We start from the raw sequence: 16,616 nt of genomic DNA, 5'->3' as shown, positions 1-16,616 counted from the left end.
CTGTCATAATGACGGGCCTTTGGCATTGACCGTGAAATTCTCGCGGAGATCACATGTCCAGACCACATTTCATCGCATTAGCTGCACTGGCCATCCTTGCAGGTCCGGCCGATGCCGAGACGGCTACCGTGTACCGCGAAATGTGCGATGCGTCTGCTGCCGTCGCGCTCGATAAGGACCACTTCGTAGTGGCGGACGACGAACTCAACGTTTTGCGCATCTACCGGCGCGGTCAACCCGACTCCGTCGCTCAGGTTGATTTATCTTCGTTCCTCGGGACGAAACCGGACAAGGAGTCTGACATCGAGGGTGCCGCTACGATCGGCAACACAATATTCTGGATCTCGTCCCACGGTACGAACAAGGAGGGAAAAGTCCATGACCGTCGACGAAGACTGTTCGCAACTGAAATCGTCGCGGGGTCGGTGCCTTCGGTACAAGCGGTCGGCAAGCCTTACTCCAGCCTCATCGAGGACCTTTCGACAGATCCGGGGCTCGCCAAGTACGGCCTGGCGGAAGCCGCAAAGAAGCCGCCCAAGTCGAAGGGCGCCCTAAATATAGAGGGATTGGCGGACACAGTCGACGGCAAACTCTTGATCGGGTTTCGCAATCCCTTGCTGCCAGGCGACAAGGCTTTGGTGGTCCCGATCGAAAATCCACAGGATGTGATCTCAGGCGCGTCGGCGAAGCTCGGCCCGCCTATCGAGATCAAGCTCGGGGGTCGAGGCATTCGCAGCTTTGAACGAGTGGGCGCCAGTTATCTGATCGTCGCCGGGCCAATCGATGGCAACGGAGGCTTTGACCTGTACCGCTGGTCGGGCGACCCGAACGATGACCCAACGATCGTCGCGAACGCGGGATTGGCCGGTCTGACTCCAGAGGCTTTGTTCGCAATCCCGGACACCGTGGAGGTGCAAATCCTTAGCGACGACGGCACGGTCGACGTCAGCGGAAAGGAATGCAAAGATGCGCAGCGCGCGTCTCAATCCTTTCGCGGCGTGACGGTCAAGCGATAGTCACTTCCGGCTGCAGGTCCCGCCCTTCGACTGCTCTCACTCAGCTCGGCACGACGGCGTCGCCTACGCGGCGGCCAGCAACGAAGTCCGGCAGTCCGTTGCGGAGCAATCTGGAGTCGGATACCGACCCTCCATCGCTCGTTAAGCGGAGCCGAGACAATGCAACCACAGTATCGCTACCTGGCAAAGGAGCGGCTCGAAAAGGCGGGCGAACTTCTAGATACAGGTGACGATGACAGCCTGATCTACGCGTGCCTTGAGCTTCGGAAGTGCCTTGAAGCGCTCTCGTACGAACTCCTAATGGGGTACTTGAGCGAGGTGCCTCTCAAGGCCCTGGAAACCTGGCAGCCTGACAAGGTGATGAGGGAATTGCTTAGGACGGACCCCGGTGCCGACCACAGCTCGGGGCTCCGCATGCGTAGAGAAGGCGCCGACGGCGAACCTGAAGGTGATTGGATCGACCTCGGGGAAGATCGCCGCTTAAAGGCCGACTGGAGCGCCAAGGCTTACCATCAGCTTGGCAGCTATCTTCACGTCCCTACGATCAAGCAGTCGCGCTCAGGTCTATCGCCTGACGTCGAACCGATTCGACAGCGGGTGGAAGCCATACGAGTGCAGTTGACGTATGTTCTGGACACCTCGATCTGGAATGCGAACTTTTCGCTGTCAGTCACGCTTGCTTGCACCGAGTGCGAGGCTCCTATCAAGCGCAGGTCTTCAGTGCTTGAGAAGGGCGCGCCTGTGGAATGTGGCAACTGCGGCCAGCTTTTCGACGCCGAGCCACGGCCCGACGGCACATATTTCTTCGTGCCCCACTCCTATAGTTGGAGCTGCAAGAACTGCAACGAGCCGCGTTCGATTTTGCAAGTCAAAGCAAAGCCGAACGTGGATGTGAGCTGTCCGAAGTGCGGCGATCGCGCGACGTTGCGTATGGATCAACGTTTTATCCTCATACGCGAAGCAGAGAAAGACATCCCAACGACGGACTAGCCGATCGGTCGAACCAGCAATTAGCTGCTCTGCGAGGCGGCGCGATAAACTTTGGATCGCGATTACGATCGCGCGATCAGGGTTCCAGACCTTTGCACGCGAGCCAGTTTTCAAAGGCGCTCAACTGAGGGCGAGCGGATACTTGTAATAGTGCGGGCTCGAAAGATCGTAACGATCTTGCCCATATTGAGCCTTGGCCCACCTCGCCCAGTCTCGAATTTCGGGGCTCGTCGCTTGCTGGGCGTTCAAAAGCACTTTGAGGCTCCTGGGGTCACTGGTGTTGCCCAGAGCCCACACGATATTTGCTTTGATTCTTGGAGAGCCTTCCGTGCGGTACTTATCGTGCAAGAAGGGAACGTTTTCACCGTCCCGCATCTCGCCCAGCGCGTCCACGATAGAGTTGCGAAGATAGATGTCAGACTTCGCGTAGAGCTTCTGCAAGACCGGTCCATCCTCGACGATACGCTTCTCCCCGATCTCTTCGATGATATATCGCTTTATCCAGGTTGGTGTGCCTTGATCCAGCAATATCTGGTGCCTTCGGGATCGATCGGCCAGCAATTCACGCCGGAGCTTGTGCCACTTCCACTTCTTACGGTCAGAGATAGCCGCGCAAGTTTCACCGAAAAAATAGCGATCGTCGGGATTGGGACTCCGGTTCAGCCGTGTTCTCAATACCCCCTCCGCCGCCGTGTGCTGGCGCATACCGATAATTTCGGCACCAGTACGTCGGGCACGGGCATCCTTGCTGTCGATTAGCGCGATGGCCGTCGGCAGCGCAGAAGGCGAACGCAGCTTCCGAAGCGCCCAGAGGGAGATCCTCGCGGTGTCCAGATCAGGAGAGGCGATGCCGTTGAGCACCGCATTTAAGGCGCTTTGAATTTTCTGAAGGCCGATCGTCTCGATAGCCGAGTAGGTAAGCTCACCTTTCGTCGAGCGGACACAGCTCGCAACCGCGTTCTGCAGCTTCCTGGGCAGTCGAGGGCCGTATCCAGCGCACTTTAGCGCAACCCGCACGGTTTCGACATTCTTGGAACGCAGTGCGTGCGGAAGCAGTTCTCCAAGAGCCGACGATTTTGTGGCCAACGCAATCCGAAGTGCGTTGATCATTATCCAGCGAGATCTCGTTTGGCTTTGGCGGGCGATCTTGATCAAAGTTCGCCAATCGATCCGCTGGTCAAGCAGCGATATGAAAAAGATCGTCTCGGAGCTCAACGGGCCCAGGGAAATCACGCCGGGTCGCGCCAGCGCCAAGTCGGCTATCCACGCGTCAGCCAAAAAGAAATGATAGAACGATTGGTGGGAGAAGCGGAACCTGTCGTCGCGTCGTTGAACCAGAAGATCGGCGGGCGCCTCACCAGGGATTGATGCAAGAACTGCCAATCGTTCGGCATTCAGCCTTCGGCTAAAGGCCACCATATCCTCCGAAGCGATCCAGGCGTCCTGCTTCTTGAACAGCTCGATTGCGAGCAATCTGCAGGATCGGTGCAACTCCGCTGAGGGAATGGACACCTGCTGCTCTCTTCTCTTCAAAAGGCCTGCCGCATACTCTGAGTAGAGGGCACCTAGGGGAATTCGTCCCTTTCTGCTCCTCCGCAAGGTTTCCCCGATCATTCCGAGGAGCAACGGCCGCGCGGCAAGCTCAGCCAACCCGTAGGTGCGCTCGATGTCCCCCTTGAGCTTTGCAGCGTCCGGCCCAAACCGCCGCTTCAGATAGCGAAGCTGCTGCGCCGGCGTGAACTCCAGCAACTCTGTAATTTGAAAAAAGGGCGTGATTAGGCCGGAATCGGACTTGCGATCAACCGAAGGAGCGCCCCATACCTTGTCGAGACGAGCGAACATATTCGATCGACCAGCCAGAACAAGGCGAGGATGCCTGAGGGAAAGATCGCCGATCGTCTGAAATACGCGATCAAGATCGCCTACCCCGCGTAGGCTCGGCACTTCATCGATCTCATCCAGTATGATAACTCGATCTTCGCGATCGATAACCTCCCGCCAATCACCATCCCTGGCAAGCAACCCAGCCTCTGCCAGTCTGGCCCTAAAGTAGCCATGCAAGCCGCCGTAGGCTTTGAGCTCGCTCAACGAGAATAGCAAAGGAACGGGAGACTTGGCGTCGCTTAGGCGGGCCTTTGCCAGTTCGTAGGCAAGCCTCCTACAAATGTAGGATTTTCCGGACCCATACTCCCCTAGAAGCAGCAGCGGCGGAGAGTCCTGATCGCGAGCCCAGCCGAGAAGATAGTTGATCGCGTCTGCCGAGGCCCTGTCGACGCGCAACCTGGCTGGAACGTAAAATCGAGAATCCATCTCCAGTTCGTGCGACTCGATCAGCGAAGTCAAAAAGCTGGTCGATGGATGATCCTCGTTTGGCACCGCGGACGACATCCATGCGCTACTTGTGCGCTGCGACGCAAAAGTAAAAGCCGCGCCGAGGAAGAAGCTTCGCCAAGTCTCCGTCTATCTGATGCAGGGTCTCATTGAATCCGCTCTTGAAGCCATCCAGGACCAAGTTAACGTGCTGATATGAGGCAAAGTCCACGCACGCCTTCGTTCCGACACAGGCACCATGTCGAAAATGAACCTTACTCTTCGATCGCTTCGGGTCGTTCGTCGTCAAGCGCGCCAAGTATTCCTTTCGCGCGCTGCCGTATAGAGCAGGAAAGGTCTCGATCGGCGCAGTACTTTTTACTGGCTTGAAACCGACCAGGCTGATCAGGCCTTCCACGTCATCTGGGTGGAACGTGAAGCAACTGATGTATCTATCTCCCAATCGCATTGTATTCTCATCCCGGTCGATGCTGATCGCGAAATGGGACGCCGGATTCCCGAGCTTCCCCCTTATCATTTCGTCAAATTCAAACGTGATCGCATCACGATTGTAGCCATTGAACGTGACCAGGCCACCGGGCTTCAGGACGTTGTAAACGTTGGGAAGCGTTTTGTGGGTGTTCGAGAAGCACAGGATGCCGAAGCTTGCGACTACGATGTCGAAATAGTTCGCCGGCCAACGCAGATCTTCCGCAATCCGGCGAACGAAGTTTATCTTGCTGAACTCCGCCTTTGCCAGAAAGTGGGGCAAACGGCGTTTTGCCATCCCAAAATACATCGGAGCAAAATCGACGGCGGTTATCGTTGCGATCTTTTGATTGATTTCGCGGTCGGTCAGTAAGAGCTCTTCGAAGCGCCCCGTTCCGCAACCCAGGTCCAGAATATGGAGCGGTTGCGACGCGGTACGGATGTGCTCGCGCACATGCCTGAGGACGAACTCGTTCTCCCATAGGACCGCGCTGACCGTCGCTGGGCTTCCGAGCTCTTCCTCGTCGTAACCCGTCGCAAATTCGTTCTCGACCCGCAGTGTATTGATTAGATACGGGAGGGCATCGAGCGCCGCCTCCAGATCGACCATCAGAGTATGTTCGTTGAGCGGGATGACCCCTGCCCTGCCCATCGCCCAATTCTGCAACGGGTCTTTTACATTTGAGTTCGCGATCAGGGGCAATCCCGCACCCAACACCGACGAGATTATGTTGCCTGCCGGCGCTGGAAGTTCGTCGAATATGGAGTCGGAAATGGAGATCTTGTCCTTCCCCTGCTTTGACTTAAATTCCGCATCGATGATCACGGCATGGGTCTCGATCGAACCATCTGCCAGTCCTATGATCTCGCTGACGATCTGCCGCAGCCTGTCCTTCAGCGAGATCTTGCTGCGAGCCTGCTCGTTGATGTGAAATGGCTTGATCAGGTATGTCGGCGCCAGAATATGCTGGCACCGGTCGATCAGCTTGGCATCGGCCGACACAACGGCGATGTTCCAGGTACTTGTCATTTGTGACCCTAGTCCGAGATCTTCGCGATCGCTGCACTGGTGGCGGACGCCAGCTCGAGCGGATTGATATTGATACCGAGTTTGAGGTTGCCGCTGCTGACATTTATAATCGAGTGCTTCGTGAGGCTCTCGTCGACAACGACGGCCACCTTCTTATTGACGAGGGCAATGAGGGGCGTCACCGCGCCCACCTGCAGACCGATCGTCGCTTCGACATGCGATCGCTCGACGATCTGAACCTTTTTCCCGTTCAGATGCCTTTTGATCTGCTTGAGGTCCGCACGCCGGTCGCCCGGTACAACAGCAACGAGAGTTGAGCCATCCCCGATTCTAAGAAGCATTGCCTTCGCCACCTGGCTCAGACTTATGCCGAGCGACTTGGCCACGCCGTCGGCGGTGAAAATCTCGTCCGAGAACGGTGTCTCCTGAAACTGGAGCCCCAAGGCAGATAGAGCCGCTAACAGATCAGTCATCACTTCTTTCCGATTGCAGCAATGGAGCCATCACAGACCGCGGCGGCCGGTCGATGCCGCCACCCCAGAATTCCCGCGCGCCCATGCAGAAGAACCTGCCGATTTCCGCAATAATTCAGCTTCCCTGCATACGAGCGACACGACCGAAGCTATCAGCGGGTAAGTCGGCGGCTACTCGGGAACTCCCTAGGCGCATTCTTCGCTCGAAGTGGTTTGCTGGGGGCAAAGGGTCTCATCGAGCCGCGCCCGATCAGGATTCCCGCTGGCGGGCTGGCGTGGCGGCCTGGGAAAGTCCTATCGTACAGTCCCCGGTAGGCGGAGACTGGCGAGCCGGGACTGTAGTCTGAGCACGGAGGCGCTCTGGTTGCCTTGGACCCGCGGCCCTCCCGGCTGATGCCGATGCGGGGCGATCGTTGCCGAGGGGAAGAGATATGGATCAGCAGCAGGTAACCGACTCAGTCTCGATCTTTCTTTACGCCGCACGGGAACAGGAATTGAAGTCGATCAGCGCTTACCCTGAGCTGGTGGAGGCGTTAGATCGATTGAATGCGGTGGTTGACGGAATTCCGTCGGTACCTATAGCCGGTCCCGCACTCCCTCCACTGCTGCTCTCCCAGGCCCATAGCTCGTTCTTGGCCGCCGTGAGAATGAGTCTCGCAGGACAAGTGCACGTGGCCTATGGCGCTTTGCGCTCCAGCATCGAATGCGCTCTGTACGCCCTCATGATGCGGCATCAACCGTGGACGCAGGAAGTCTGGATCAACCGGCAGAGCAATCGACGGGCCTGCCGGGACACTTTTACATTCGGCGCTGGGTTGGCAATCCTGAAGAAGATGGATGCTCCTCTCGCTCAGTTGATCCAAGAGCTCTACGACGCAGCCATCGACAATGGAGCCCATCCAAACATTCTGTCGCTCGGTAGGCACCTCGACTTCAGTGACTGGGACGAAGCGAACGGTTTAAGGAACATCCTACTCTTGCCCGAGGACGACCAATCAGTCGATGGCGTCCTTCACTCGTGCCTGCTAGTCGGCGCTGCCGTGGCGTCCATTTACCCGTACGTGATGCCCGAACACGGTCCGGCGATCGCGGCTCCTCAAGATGCCAAGCTGACGCTTCAGAGCGTGATTGCATCAGTTACCGACTAGGATGTCCCGGCGCATCGTTTGGTGCGGAAGCAAGGAGCCGTGTTTCGGCTATTACAGCATTAGCTTTCCCGTCGACCAGGGGCAAGGAAGATGGCCGATTCGTTTGAGGTAGATGTCGAGCAAATAGCAGCCACCGTGCTGTCCAACTCCGAAATCACCGGAGTGAGGCTTTCGGCGTTGGCGATGCGCCTCTTTGCAGAGGCCGCCAGACTGCTGCGATACAAAAAATCGGAGCAGGACCAACTGTCGTCCACGACCTACACGCTCGCCGCGTATCTATATGGACGAAGACTTCAGTACGAAACCGCTTCCGACGAGCAACGAGCGCTGAAAAAAGCGATACAGGACCTGAACTCCGAAGTTCTGGACGAGATCGCGGAATCGTTCTTCACCAGCGTTCCCGACGTTCCAGGAGACTCCTCCGATTATCCGACCGCGGACGATCTGGGCGATGTAGTGCTGGGAATTGGTACCAGGGCCTTGATCGCTGGGCGGCCGAGCGGGGAGCTGCTAAATGCCGACGTCTTACTTCGGATGCTGCTAGACAACCCCAGCACCGGGGTTTACCGCCGGGTGCACGAGGAACAGGGCCGCTCGGTAGAGCAGCCTGGGGATGCCCCGGGACAAGAGGTCGAACCGCCCAATCTCGAGGATAGATCCGGGTCAGGCCGGCACGTGAAAATCGTTCGTGAGGCGACCCTAGAAGAACTGGGGCTAAATGCCCTTGATTATGCCAAAGCACTTGCCACGATTCTGCGTGTTTCTGAAGGAGAGTTCAATTTTGCCCTGTTTGGAAAATGGGGCAGCGGAAAGACGACTCTGCTGCGATTGCTCAAACCACTTCTCGAAGATTCGTCGGAATACAGGAAAAATGTTTCCGTGCCGAGAACTGAGCGCTATGCGGATCGCGAGTACAAAGTCGTGGTGCACAACGCGTGGAAGTACAGGAAACCACCGGAATCATGGATATTCCTTTACAAGAGCCTTGCCGCCGCCGCAGCGAGCTCTGCCGGGCCGCTAGAACGATGGACATTAGCCCTTCGTTCAAATAGCGGGCGACACGGTCGCGGCGGCCTGCTCATTTCTTTGGTTCTACTGGCTATCGCCCTGGCCCCGATGGAGGCCAAGCTTCAGCTTGCGAGCTTGCTCGTTTCGGCTTTGGGCCTTTCTACCGTGTTTTATCTCGTGATGATCACGACGAGCACGCACAAGAAGGTGAAGCAGCTCTTCGATCGCAACTTACGCCTCGTCGGCCCAGAAGAAAATCTTGGGATGCTGGCACTGATAGGTGACGATGTTCGCGCGCTTCTGAAAGCATGGACAAAGGAGCCTTCCGCCGCGAAGCAACGACAGGAGTATCCTATCTGGCCGCTCTTCGGCCTCGCGGTCGTATCGCTGCTTTGGGCAACGTCGTTGTGCCTAGGCTCAATATTCGAACTGCCAGATTCGATAAAGGATGTCGTCACAAAGATTTGGCCGCGCGAGAACGGGCCGCACCTCATCGACTTCACGCATTGGATGGTTTGGGCGCTTTGGACGGTCTGCGGAGTAAGCCTCCTTTTGTTGCCCTACATAGCGAACTCCCGTCGACCCGACAGGATCCTACTCGTTATCGACGACCTAGATAGATGCGAGGCTTCCGAAATGCTCAGTGTCATCGAGAACGTTCGACTCCTTCTCGACGATCAAGACATCAATGAGCGCATGCAGGTGCTGATGCTTGTAGACGAGGGCGTGCTCAACCACGCAGTCGCACTCAGATATGAGACCATGATAACGGAGCGCGCGAAATCTTCTGACTATCAAGGAGCGACCGATCCGCATAGCGCTGCCTCGGCGGAAATTGTAGCCGAGCAGATCGAGAAGCTGTTCGCATGCCATCTCCGACTGTCGCGTCTGTCTGACGACGACGTCGTCCAATTGGTGCGGAAACTCGCCGGACATGAAAACGCACAAAGAAAGCTGAAAGAGCAAAGGGAGCGACGACGAGCTGCAAAGGCGGACCTCGACAAGGCCATGCTGGAAGAAAAGTACGAGAACGAGCAATACAACGCCATGGCTTGGGGAAGACCTTTACCCGGCCGGCAGCAACGGCCGATGCAATCAAGGTTGCGTGTATGGATCGATCATGTGACGACAACGGGAACGGCAAAGAGAAGAGCCGAGAAAGAGAACGAGCCTATCGATGACAGCAGTCGGAGGATCGCGGGCATGAGCGAAGAACAAAGGATGGCTCGGCATCCGGACGACAGAGCGGCGCTCACGAGGACTCGGGCCCAAACGAGCGAGATGCGGCGCATTTACGACAGCCTACCCGCCGAGAGTGATTCTGTTACCGTGAACGCGTTCGAGGCTCCCTTCGAGGCGAACGACGTCCGGTTTTCGGACGCCGAGGTCGAAATCTTGAGTGGGTTCATGCCATCCTATTTCCGGACGCTAAGTCGGCGACCCAGCCCGCGGTCGATCAAGGCGCTATTGTTCAAACTGCAGCTCGCGCGACTTCTGATGCAATTGCGGTTTCCGAATCATTCCACCGAGCAATTCGACAAGCTGCTCCAAGCCTTCCAGCAGGAGGCGCTTGGAGCTTCGGCCGACAATGGACCGCACGCTCTCATTGTGCGGCAGGTCATCTAACCTGGTGAAAAAGCCAAGGGCCCACCGGCACCGTCCTCGCGACCATGGAGGGGTGTCGCAGACTGGCCGAGCCGACGACCTTCTGCTCGGGCCCTCAAGCCTCGACTCAAGGCACCGAGGGTGTCCGCGGTCGCTGTGGCCAGCGATGCTGATTGGAGCCACGCCACGGTGAGGAGACCATCGTGCCTCGTCCACGGAGACCGCCCAAAGCCAGAAGAGGTAAACGACGCCGTGTTTGACACGTGGGATCGTCAGCTCGCCAGTAAGGTTTGTGACCCGAGAGTGACCCAAGCGCGCAGACGCAAGCCGCGTCTTCGCGAGGATCGTCCAACCTATTGATTTCTCTGAGAGATTGGTGGGCGCACCAGGGCTCGAACCTGGGACCCGCTGATTAAGAGTCAGGTGCTCGAATAATCGATTGTGCGCAGCTCTTCCCTAATGCGAGGTCTCTCTGACATCTAGGTACCGATTGGCCCCGCGACGCCCTTACAAGCCCCATACCTCTCGGCAAATGGATGCAATTCGTCCTTTTTGCACGCCACAGCTACCCGGCAGCTATGCTTAAGCTCTGGACCTCTTTGTTCCTGGAGAAGTCTGCGCTTCTATTGCCTCCGCGGGTCACGGTTCGGACGCAGGCATGGGCGGGAAGACTCCGATCGAGGCATTAGGGGCGCCAGATGGTGGCAAGAAGCTGCACGCTACGAAGCGGCCACGCAAAAACCGTGGCATGCCGCCGCCCGCGACGTTCGACGTCGATACTCTGCCCGGTAGCTCCAATTTGACGGCATTAGAGACGGCCGCGGTCATCCGGCGCACGCCTGGCGCGCTGGAGCAGTGGCGGCGCGATCCGAACCACCCGCTGAAATGGCGTTACGTCGATGGTCGCCCCCTCTATCGTGTCGATGCGGTGCGCGACTATCTGGCCATGTACGATAAGACCACTAGGACGCCTCAGCCGCATAATGCTCACGGAGCCGGCCGAGGAGCTCGGCCTTGATCGGGTCAAGCGGATTCGTCCGTTGTAGGCGCACGATTTTGCCGACCCGTTTCGCGCCGACCAACTCTGCAATGTAGTCGTGGGCCGCTTCGAATGCCATCTTGCGGATGATCCACTGTTCGTCGTGATTGTAGACCTGATCGATTCCGCTGGGCTTTTGCCCAACACACAGTCGCTGGATTTCGTTGTCGTAGCCACAGCGTGACATGATGGTGCGCAAGCTGCGCCTTAAGTCATGCATGGTGAACTTGGCGACGCCTGCTTCCTTGACCAGGCGGTTGACCATCTTGGTGAAGCCGGACATCTGGCCGCCAGTCTTTGGTGACGGGAAGACATAGTCGGAGGTTGCCCGCTGGAAATTTTTCGCGGCCGTGAGCACCTCGTCAACTAGGTGAGTGCGCGGCACATCGTGGTGCAGCCCCATCTTGGTCCACGCCGCATCGAAGGTGATGCGGTCGTCAATGATGTGCTTTCGCCACTCGATCATGGTAGGCTCGCTGCGGCGCGGGCCACCGAGCAGGCACATGCGTGCCAGGAGACCGAAAGCGCCGAGCTTGCCGGATGCATCCCAGACCTTGATGATTTCCTCATCGGTCAGCGCGCGGCCCTTCGTTCGGCGTCCGACCCTTTGAGCGCGGGTCTCCTTGGGCGCGCGATAGCCGGCGAGCACGTTGTGCTCGACGTAACCTTCGCCGACGCACCATTCGAGGAAGGTATGCACGTGCTTGCGCAAGTCCTTGGCTGCGCCGCGCTTGCCGGTCCTTGCAATCTTGTCGACCGCAGCCATGATCTGCCGTCGCGTCAGGTCCCTCACGCCGCTCTCGGCGTGATCCTTGAGCCCGCGCCGCAGCGCCGACACTGCTGGCTTCCAGTTGACGACTTGACGTTCGGTCAAGGACGTCTGGTAGGGACCATCTTCAACAATGAGCGTCGCGAGCGTGGTGCGTTGCTTTTCGGCTGCCTGTTGCCGCCTCGCCTCGCGCTTCGCATCGTTCGGGTCCAAGCCCTTGACGACCTCGCCTGCGGCGATGGTGGCGGCCTTGCGCGCGGCCTTCTCATTATATTTGGGCCACGCGCCGAGGGTCTTGCGCTGGGTCCCCCTCACCCCCGGCTTGGTGAAAAGGTAGACCCAGGTCCGGCCGCCGGTGGCACGCATGCGCAAAGCGAGGCCGGGCAGCTTGTCGTCGTGGAGATAATGCTGCGCCTTCCCCGGCGGCAGCGTCGCGTTGCGGATCACCGCGTCGGTGAGTGTCAGCTGGTTGGCCGGCTCCGTCATGAATCCTTCCCTCTCTCTGTGCCCGGTGTGCCCCGCAAGAACGACGGTCAGTCCTCGAAGAGAACCGGGTCTCAGACCTCCCCCCATTTTGTGCCCCAAGGGAAAACCCACGGCGGGCACAATGGGGGCATACAAAATGTAGTAAGGTCACCTATGGGCTCTTATGGTCGCATAAGGTAGCAACCTACTTTAATTAAAGGATTTTTTACATCTCAACTATGGCCGGATTTGGTTGGCTCGGGCCTACGGATTGCGGTTCACACGGGAGAGGTCCAAGGTTCGATCCCTTGTGCGCCCACCATCCACCTTCCTGAACCCTGCTGATCGCGGCACCCATCGTCGACGCACGGCCGCGTGTCGCGACCCGCCTCAATCAAAAATGTCGAAAACAACCCCATGCACAGTAGCCGACCCCAGTCGGATCAATGGGTTACGCCTTTCCCGAATGTCTTGATTCGTCGGGTACCACCGGCATGACGGGACCATCTGCGGCGATCGAAAGCTGCCCCGCCCTTGCCTGAAGTCGCAGACCGACTTATCTTACCTTCGTCTTACCAAGGGAGACCTCATGGCTTCCGACAAGCTGACAACGACCATCTCGACCAAGGGCCAGGTCGTCCTGCCGAAAGCAATCCGTGATGAGCGCCGCTGGCGTGCGGGCACGCAGCTCACGATCGAGAGCACGCCGGACGGAGTGCTTCTCAAGCCGGCCTCGCTGTTCCCGCCCGCCAAGACGGCGGATGTCTTCGGCTCGCTACCCTATCGGGGCAAGCCAAAGAGCGTGGAAGAGATGGAGGCGGGTATCGCCGCAGAGGCGCGACGACGTCATGCTCGCGATTGATACCAATCTCGTTGTTCGCTACCTCACGGGCGATCATCCCCAGCAATCGAAGAAAGCCAAGGCCGTCATCGACGGAGAGGAAGTCTTCGTCAGCACGACGGTGATGCTGGAAACCGAATGGGTCCTGCGCAGCGCCTATGGTTTTGACGCCACCCGCGTGTGCAAGGCGCTTCGGGGTTTCGGTGGGCTTGCAAACGTCGCGTTCGAGGATCCCGGACTGGTCGCGTTTGCTCTGGATCGAATGGACGACGGCATGGATTTTGCCGATGCGCTCCACTTGGGACGAGCTGCTTCCTGCGATGCCTTCCTGACCTTTGATCAGCGACTCGTCAGATCAGCAAAAGCGATCGGCTTGGCGAAGGTCCGTTTGCCGTAACCGCGCCTGCGCTGCGCGAGACGTCACCGCGCGATGCGCGCCGACCGGATACGCCTTTTCCGAATCAGCTTGCGCCGTCGGGCAAAACACCGGCATGATGGCATCGTCGCGGGGCTGAAGTCTGATGGCGGGTCAAGCAGCCCGCGCCGGCCGCCAGGCTGCGTACAGACCGACCAGGGTCCCGATGGCGACCAGCGCTGCGGCCAGCAGCAGCTGCAATTCTCCGTCGTCGGTGGTGCCTACGGACGACACGAGTCTGGTCACGACGACGAACAGAACGCCCACGGAGGCTGCTGCGCCCACGCTGAGATAGGCGAGCTCGCGCGTCAGGTTGCGGCCGAGAAGTCCGAGTGCCGTGAAATACATCGCGCAGGCGTTGGGATGAACGAACAGGGCAATGCGCGCGTAGGGACCGTAGGCGTCGAGGAGGGTCTCACACCGGTTCAGTGCCGCCTTTGAGGCGACCCGCTGCAACAGCGGTCGGAAAAAACGAGCCTGCCCGTAACTCAGGACGGCCCCCACGATGATGGCCAGCCACGCCACGACAAAGACGGAGACGTCCGCGGGCTTCGGATTGAGCGCCACGGACATCAGGATGAGAGCGGTTCCGGGGAAATAGCCAAAATACGGGAAGACCGCCTCCAGCAACACGCAGACGAATATGAAGACCGGAAACCACGCCGAACCGGTCGCATCCTGGACGATGGCGTTCAGGTCGAAGAGGTTCGTCCTGTACAGGACGAGATACATGCCCATGGCCAACCCGGCCAGCGCGTAGAACGGCAACGCTCCCGACAGAAACCGCCTCATCCAGCTAGCGCGCTTTGTTGCGCGGACACAGCGGAAACCATCGATAAACGCCCCCTACCCAATCGACAAAATCTCGATCTCCTGCGCACCCGATCCCACGACATCCCCGACCGCCTTCCCCATCAACGACTTTGCCACCGGTGCCACGAACGAAATCGAGCCGGCCTTGGGATCGGCTTCGTCCTCGCCGACGATGCGATAGGTTTGCACGCGGCCATCGGCGCGGCTGAAGGTCACCGTGCTGCCGAAGGCGACGATATCGGTCGAGGCCGGGCCCGGAATGACCTGCGCCGTGCGCAGCCGTTCGGTGAGATAGCGGGCGTCGCGCAAGGGCACCGCCGATTGCCGGCGCTTTTCGTTGACGTCCTCGATGGCTTGCGCGGCTTCATAGGCCTCGCGTGCGTCCTGAAGCTGCCTTTGCAACGCCTGCAAGCCTGCTTCCGTCACGAGGTTCGGATGCGGCGAGATCGGCCGATCCGGCAACAGCGTCTCGGCAGCGGTTTCCGCGCTCTCTTCTTTGGTAAAGGCAACGCTCAAGTCGAAAATCCTGTCGAACTGTTCGGGCTCACGGCCCGCGCCTGCGCGCCGCGAGGACTCGCGGCGGGCAAAAGCTGGCGATCATCCTGGATCATATCTCAAGTTCGACGAAACGGCGCAGCTTGAAGACGATGTCCGGCATGGCCTGGCGGAACCGGGTGGCATCGCGGAACGTGGTCGAGAACGGCGCGAAGGTGATCATCGCGTTCCAGTGCCTGTAACCGTAGACCGTCACGGAGGCGCCGGTCGCCGGAAAATTCTCCAGCTTGCGCAGCTCACCCAGGACGAGATCGGCGATCGCTTCAGCAGGCAGCAACTGCTTGCCATCAGGCGTCGTGGCGATCTTCGCCGGCGGCTCGACCGGCTTCGCGGCAGCCGTCGTCACATCGGGCCCGCCCTCGGAATCATTCTCCGAGTTGTTCTCGAGCTCGGCCGGCGGCGTATCGGGGGCGGGCTCGACCAGCTCAAATCCATTCGTCGGCGCTATCGGCGGCGGAACCTCGATGAGTGGCGGCGGCGCGACACTTTCTGCGGCGCGCTTGTTACCTCCCAGGATGCTGCTGATCATGGCCACAAGGCCAGCATCCCTCACGTCGTCACTCATAACTTCCCCCAGGCTTCGGCCTACTCTAGCACCGCTCGCGTGGACCGCCACTGGGGATGTATGGCCGGATTCCGTCCGGCCAAGGTCCTATTTCAAGACCGTCACGCTATGGCACCGGCGGCGCGACGCCCGATCACGCCGCGCCGCCGTGCGATCTGTCACTGCTTATCGAACGGAACGTATTGCTGGTACTGCTTGGGCACCGAGCTGCGGTAGCGTGCGGGCACCGTGCCGCTGTCGACCGAGTGATCGATCTCCTGCTGCCGCGTCATCTTCTTCTTCGCCGGCTTCTTCGACGCACTCTTCTTGGAGTCGGTCGGCTGGCTGGAAGCGTCGTTGGTTGCGCCCGGCGCAGTGGACGTCGCTGCCGGCGCGGCGGTTGTCGCCGCAGGCGCCGCGGTTCCGGCGGCGGCCGGTGCGCCCTGCGCCAACGCGAGCGGTGTCTGCATGAGAAGCGCCAGCGCTGCTGTCGCAGCCAGCAAGTATGATTTCTGCATTAGAACCTCCAAAATTCCTGATCCGAATAAGGCAAGCGTAGTTCTCCGGGATCGACGCGTGCAAGTCCGCTCACGATAGGCCGGAACCCTGTCGTGAACTGTGGCCGAGATCACATTGCCGGCGGCAGGCTGCGTCATGATGGCCTTGTCGCGAACGCAAGGCATTTCTGCGACACCAATACAGGCATGACTGCGCAACAGACGAGCCAGGCTCGCTGACATTCCTACCCACTCGCTCTCGAAGGAGACTGACATGCGTCGCACCATCCTCACTCTCGCATCGCTCGCGGCCCTGATGGCCGTAGCATCCCCTGCCGCCCAGGCGCATCCTGCGAACGATCGATATTGCATCCAGGGCCGCTCGTGGGGTTACCCCGGCAATTGCCAGTTCGCCAGCTATCAGCAGTGCCTCGCTACCGCGTCCGGCACGTCGTCTTATTGCGGCATCAACCCGCGCTACGCGTTCTCGCAGCAGCGCGACTACTGATGAATTGGCGGCGTGCGCGCATGATGCGCGCGCCGCCACAATTTTTACGTGAAGCCGATCCGTTTCGCCGAAGATCCGGCGAATGAATCCGTGCGAAGCCG

15 protein-coding genes and 1 tRNA gene are annotated in these 16,616 nt (G+C 59.1%); 7 read left to right on the top strand and 9 right to left on the bottom strand.

Features of this window, described 5'->3' with window-relative positions; genetic code table 11:
- The first annotated feature begins 53 nt into the window (after positions 1–53).
- Together ACVIN2_RS27220 and ACVIN2_RS27215 are read left to right on the top strand one after the other, a co-directional pair.
- Positions 54–1,016 carry a DUF3616 domain-containing protein gene (locus tag ACVIN2_RS27220; RefSeq protein WP_456767925.1) on the top strand — a complete coding sequence of 321 codons (963 nt, stop codon included), beginning with the start codon at positions 54–56 and terminating at the stop codon, positions 1,014–1,016.
- Positions 1,017–1,175: 159 nt separating this feature from the next.
- Positions 1,176–2,006 carry a hypothetical protein gene (locus ACVIN2_RS27215; RefSeq protein ID WP_456767924.1) on the top strand — a complete coding sequence of 277 codons (831 nt, stop codon included), beginning with the start codon at positions 1,176–1,178 and terminating at the stop codon, positions 2,004–2,006.
- 120 nt (positions 2,007–2,126) lie between these two features.
- Here ACVIN2_RS27215 and ACVIN2_RS27210 read toward each other — a convergent pair whose 3' ends face one another.
- Genes ACVIN2_RS27210 through ACVIN2_RS27200 form a run of 3 tightly spaced genes read right to left on the bottom strand, consistent with a single transcriptional unit; the run spans position 2,127 to position 6,308 of the window.
- Positions 2,127–4,382 carry an NACHT domain-containing protein gene (locus ACVIN2_RS27210; protein WP_456767923.1) on the bottom strand — a complete coding sequence of 752 codons (2,256 nt, stop codon included), beginning with the start codon at positions 4,380–4,382 and terminating at the stop codon, positions 2,127–2,129.
- A 19-nt stretch (positions 4,383–4,401) separates the two neighbouring features.
- The gene (locus tag ACVIN2_RS27205) at positions 4,402–5,835 is read right to left on the bottom strand and encodes a class I SAM-dependent methyltransferase (RefSeq protein WP_456767922.1); all 1,434 of its coding nucleotides are present in this window, start codon (positions 5,833–5,835) and stop codon (positions 4,402–4,404) included.
- An 8-nt stretch (positions 5,836–5,843) separates the two neighbouring features.
- The gene (locus ACVIN2_RS27200) at positions 5,844–6,308 is read right to left on the bottom strand and encodes an aminoacyl-tRNA deacylase (protein ID WP_456767921.1); all 465 of its coding nucleotides are present in this window, start codon (positions 6,306–6,308) and stop codon (positions 5,844–5,846) included.
- A gap of 431 nt (positions 6,309–6,739) precedes the next feature.
- Between ACVIN2_RS27200 and ACVIN2_RS27195 the strand changes: the two genes are divergently transcribed.
- Both ACVIN2_RS27195 and ACVIN2_RS27190 read left to right on the top strand, forming a co-directional pair.
- Complete coding sequence (locus ACVIN2_RS27195; protein WP_456767920.1) at positions 6,740–7,456, top strand: hypothetical protein; 717 nt, start codon at positions 6,740–6,742, stop codon at positions 7,454–7,456.
- Between the two features lie 90 nt (positions 7,457–7,546).
- Entirely contained in the window at positions 7,547–10,090 is a 2,544-nt protein-coding gene (locus ACVIN2_RS27190) for a P-loop NTPase fold protein (protein ID WP_456767919.1), read from the top strand.
- A 353-nt stretch (positions 10,091–10,443) separates the two neighbouring features.
- Here the strand turns inward: ACVIN2_RS27190 and ACVIN2_RS27185 are convergent.
- Together ACVIN2_RS27185 and ACVIN2_RS27180 are read right to left on the bottom strand one after the other, a co-directional pair.
- A tRNA-Lys gene (locus tag ACVIN2_RS27185) sits at positions 10,444–10,576 on the bottom strand.
- Positions 10,577–11,031: 455 nt separating this feature from the next.
- Positions 11,032–12,363 (bottom strand): tyrosine-type recombinase/integrase, encoded by a 1,332-nt coding sequence (locus ACVIN2_RS27180; protein ID WP_456769816.1) that lies wholly within the window; start codon positions 12,361–12,363, stop codon positions 11,032–11,034.
- A 568-nt stretch (positions 12,364–12,931) separates the two neighbouring features.
- On the opposite strand from ACVIN2_RS27180, the gene ACVIN2_RS27175 reads away from it, so the two are divergent.
- Entirely contained in the window at positions 12,932–13,204 is a 273-nt protein-coding gene (locus ACVIN2_RS27175; protein ID WP_456767918.1) for an AbrB/MazE/SpoVT family DNA-binding domain-containing protein, read from the top strand.
- Positions 13,191–13,580, top strand: coding sequence for a type II toxin-antitoxin system VapC family toxin (locus ACVIN2_RS27170; protein WP_456767917.1), 390 nt, complete (start codon positions 13,191–13,193; stop codon positions 13,578–13,580). Before ACVIN2_RS27175 ends, ACVIN2_RS27170 begins: the two co-directional genes overlap by 14 nt.
- A gap of 132 nt (positions 13,581–13,712) precedes the next feature.
- Here the strand turns inward: ACVIN2_RS27170 and ACVIN2_RS27165 are convergent, their stop codons facing one another.
- The 4 genes from ACVIN2_RS27165 to ACVIN2_RS27150 form a co-directional block, all read right to left on the bottom strand.
- On the bottom strand, positions 13,713–14,390 hold the full coding sequence (locus tag ACVIN2_RS27165; protein ID WP_456767916.1) for a hypothetical protein: 678 nt from the start codon (positions 14,388–14,390) through the stop codon (positions 13,713–13,715).
- 54 nt (positions 14,391–14,444) lie between these two features.
- Entirely contained in the window at positions 14,445–14,927 is a 483-nt protein-coding gene (gene greA / locus ACVIN2_RS27160; RefSeq protein ID WP_456767915.1) for a transcription elongation factor GreA, read from the bottom strand.
- Positions 14,928–15,018: 91 nt separating this feature from the next.
- The gene (locus ACVIN2_RS27155) at positions 15,019–15,531 is read right to left on the bottom strand and encodes a hypothetical protein (RefSeq protein ID WP_456767914.1); all 513 of its coding nucleotides are present in this window, start codon (positions 15,529–15,531) and stop codon (positions 15,019–15,021) included.
- Positions 15,532–15,689: 158 nt separating this feature from the next.
- Positions 15,690–16,028: a hypothetical protein gene (locus ACVIN2_RS27150; protein WP_456767913.1), complete on the bottom strand. Its 339-nt coding sequence runs from the start codon at positions 16,026–16,028 to the stop codon at positions 15,690–15,692.
- Between the two features lie 253 nt (positions 16,029–16,281).
- Here ACVIN2_RS27150 and ACVIN2_RS27145 point away from each other — a divergent pair, with 253 nt between their 5' ends.
- The gene (locus ACVIN2_RS27145) at positions 16,282–16,515 is read left to right on the top strand and encodes a DUF3551 domain-containing protein (protein ID WP_027520199.1); all 234 of its coding nucleotides are present in this window, start codon (positions 16,282–16,284) and stop codon (positions 16,513–16,515) included.
- Positions 16,516–16,616 lie beyond the last annotated feature (101 nt).

This window comes from Bradyrhizobium sp. USDA 3650 (genome assembly GCF_054057395.1).
This window is presented reverse-complemented; position numbering and strand designations above follow the sequence as displayed.

Excerpts from the sequence above, each read along its gene's own strand:
- ACVIN2_RS27220 (WP_456767925.1), top strand. The coding sequence starts at position 54 with ATGTCCAGACCACATTTCATCGCATTAGCTGCACTGGCCATCCTTGCA.
- ACVIN2_RS27215 (WP_456767924.1), top strand. The coding sequence starts at position 1,176 with ATGCAACCACAGTATCGCTACCTGGCAAAGGAGCGGCTCGAAAAGGCG.
- ACVIN2_RS27205 (WP_456767922.1), bottom strand. The coding sequence starts at position 5,835 with ATGACAAGTACCTGGAACATCGCCGTTGTGTCGGCCGATGCCAAGCTG.
- ACVIN2_RS27200 (WP_456767921.1), bottom strand. The coding sequence starts at position 6,308 with ATGACTGATCTGTTAGCGGCTCTATCTGCCTTGGGGCTCCAGTTTCAG.
- ACVIN2_RS27195 (WP_456767920.1), top strand. The coding sequence starts at position 6,740 with ATGGATCAGCAGCAGGTAACCGACTCAGTCTCGATCTTTCTTTACGCC.
- ACVIN2_RS27190 (WP_456767919.1), top strand. The coding sequence starts at position 7,547 with ATGGCCGATTCGTTTGAGGTAGATGTCGAGCAAATAGCAGCCACCGTG.
- ACVIN2_RS27180 (WP_456769816.1), bottom strand. The coding sequence starts at position 12,363 with ATGACGGAGCCGGCCAACCAGCTGACACTCACCGACGCGGTGATCCGC.
- ACVIN2_RS27175 (WP_456767918.1), top strand. The coding sequence starts at position 12,932 with ATGGCTTCCGACAAGCTGACAACGACCATCTCGACCAAGGGCCAGGTC.
- ACVIN2_RS27170 (WP_456767917.1), top strand. The coding sequence starts at position 13,191 with ATGCTCGCGATTGATACCAATCTCGTTGTTCGCTACCTCACGGGCGAT.
- ACVIN2_RS27165 (WP_456767916.1), bottom strand. The coding sequence starts at position 14,390 with ATGAGGCGGTTTCTGTCGGGAGCGTTGCCGTTCTACGCGCTGGCCGGG.
- ACVIN2_RS27155 (WP_456767914.1), bottom strand. The coding sequence starts at position 15,531 with ATGAGTGACGACGTGAGGGATGCTGGCCTTGTGGCCATGATCAGCAGC.
- ACVIN2_RS27150 (WP_456767913.1), bottom strand. The coding sequence starts at position 16,028 with ATGCAGAAATCATACTTGCTGGCTGCGACAGCAGCGCTGGCGCTTCTC.
- ACVIN2_RS27145 (WP_027520199.1), top strand. The coding sequence starts at position 16,282 with ATGCGTCGCACCATCCTCACTCTCGCATCGCTCGCGGCCCTGATGGCC.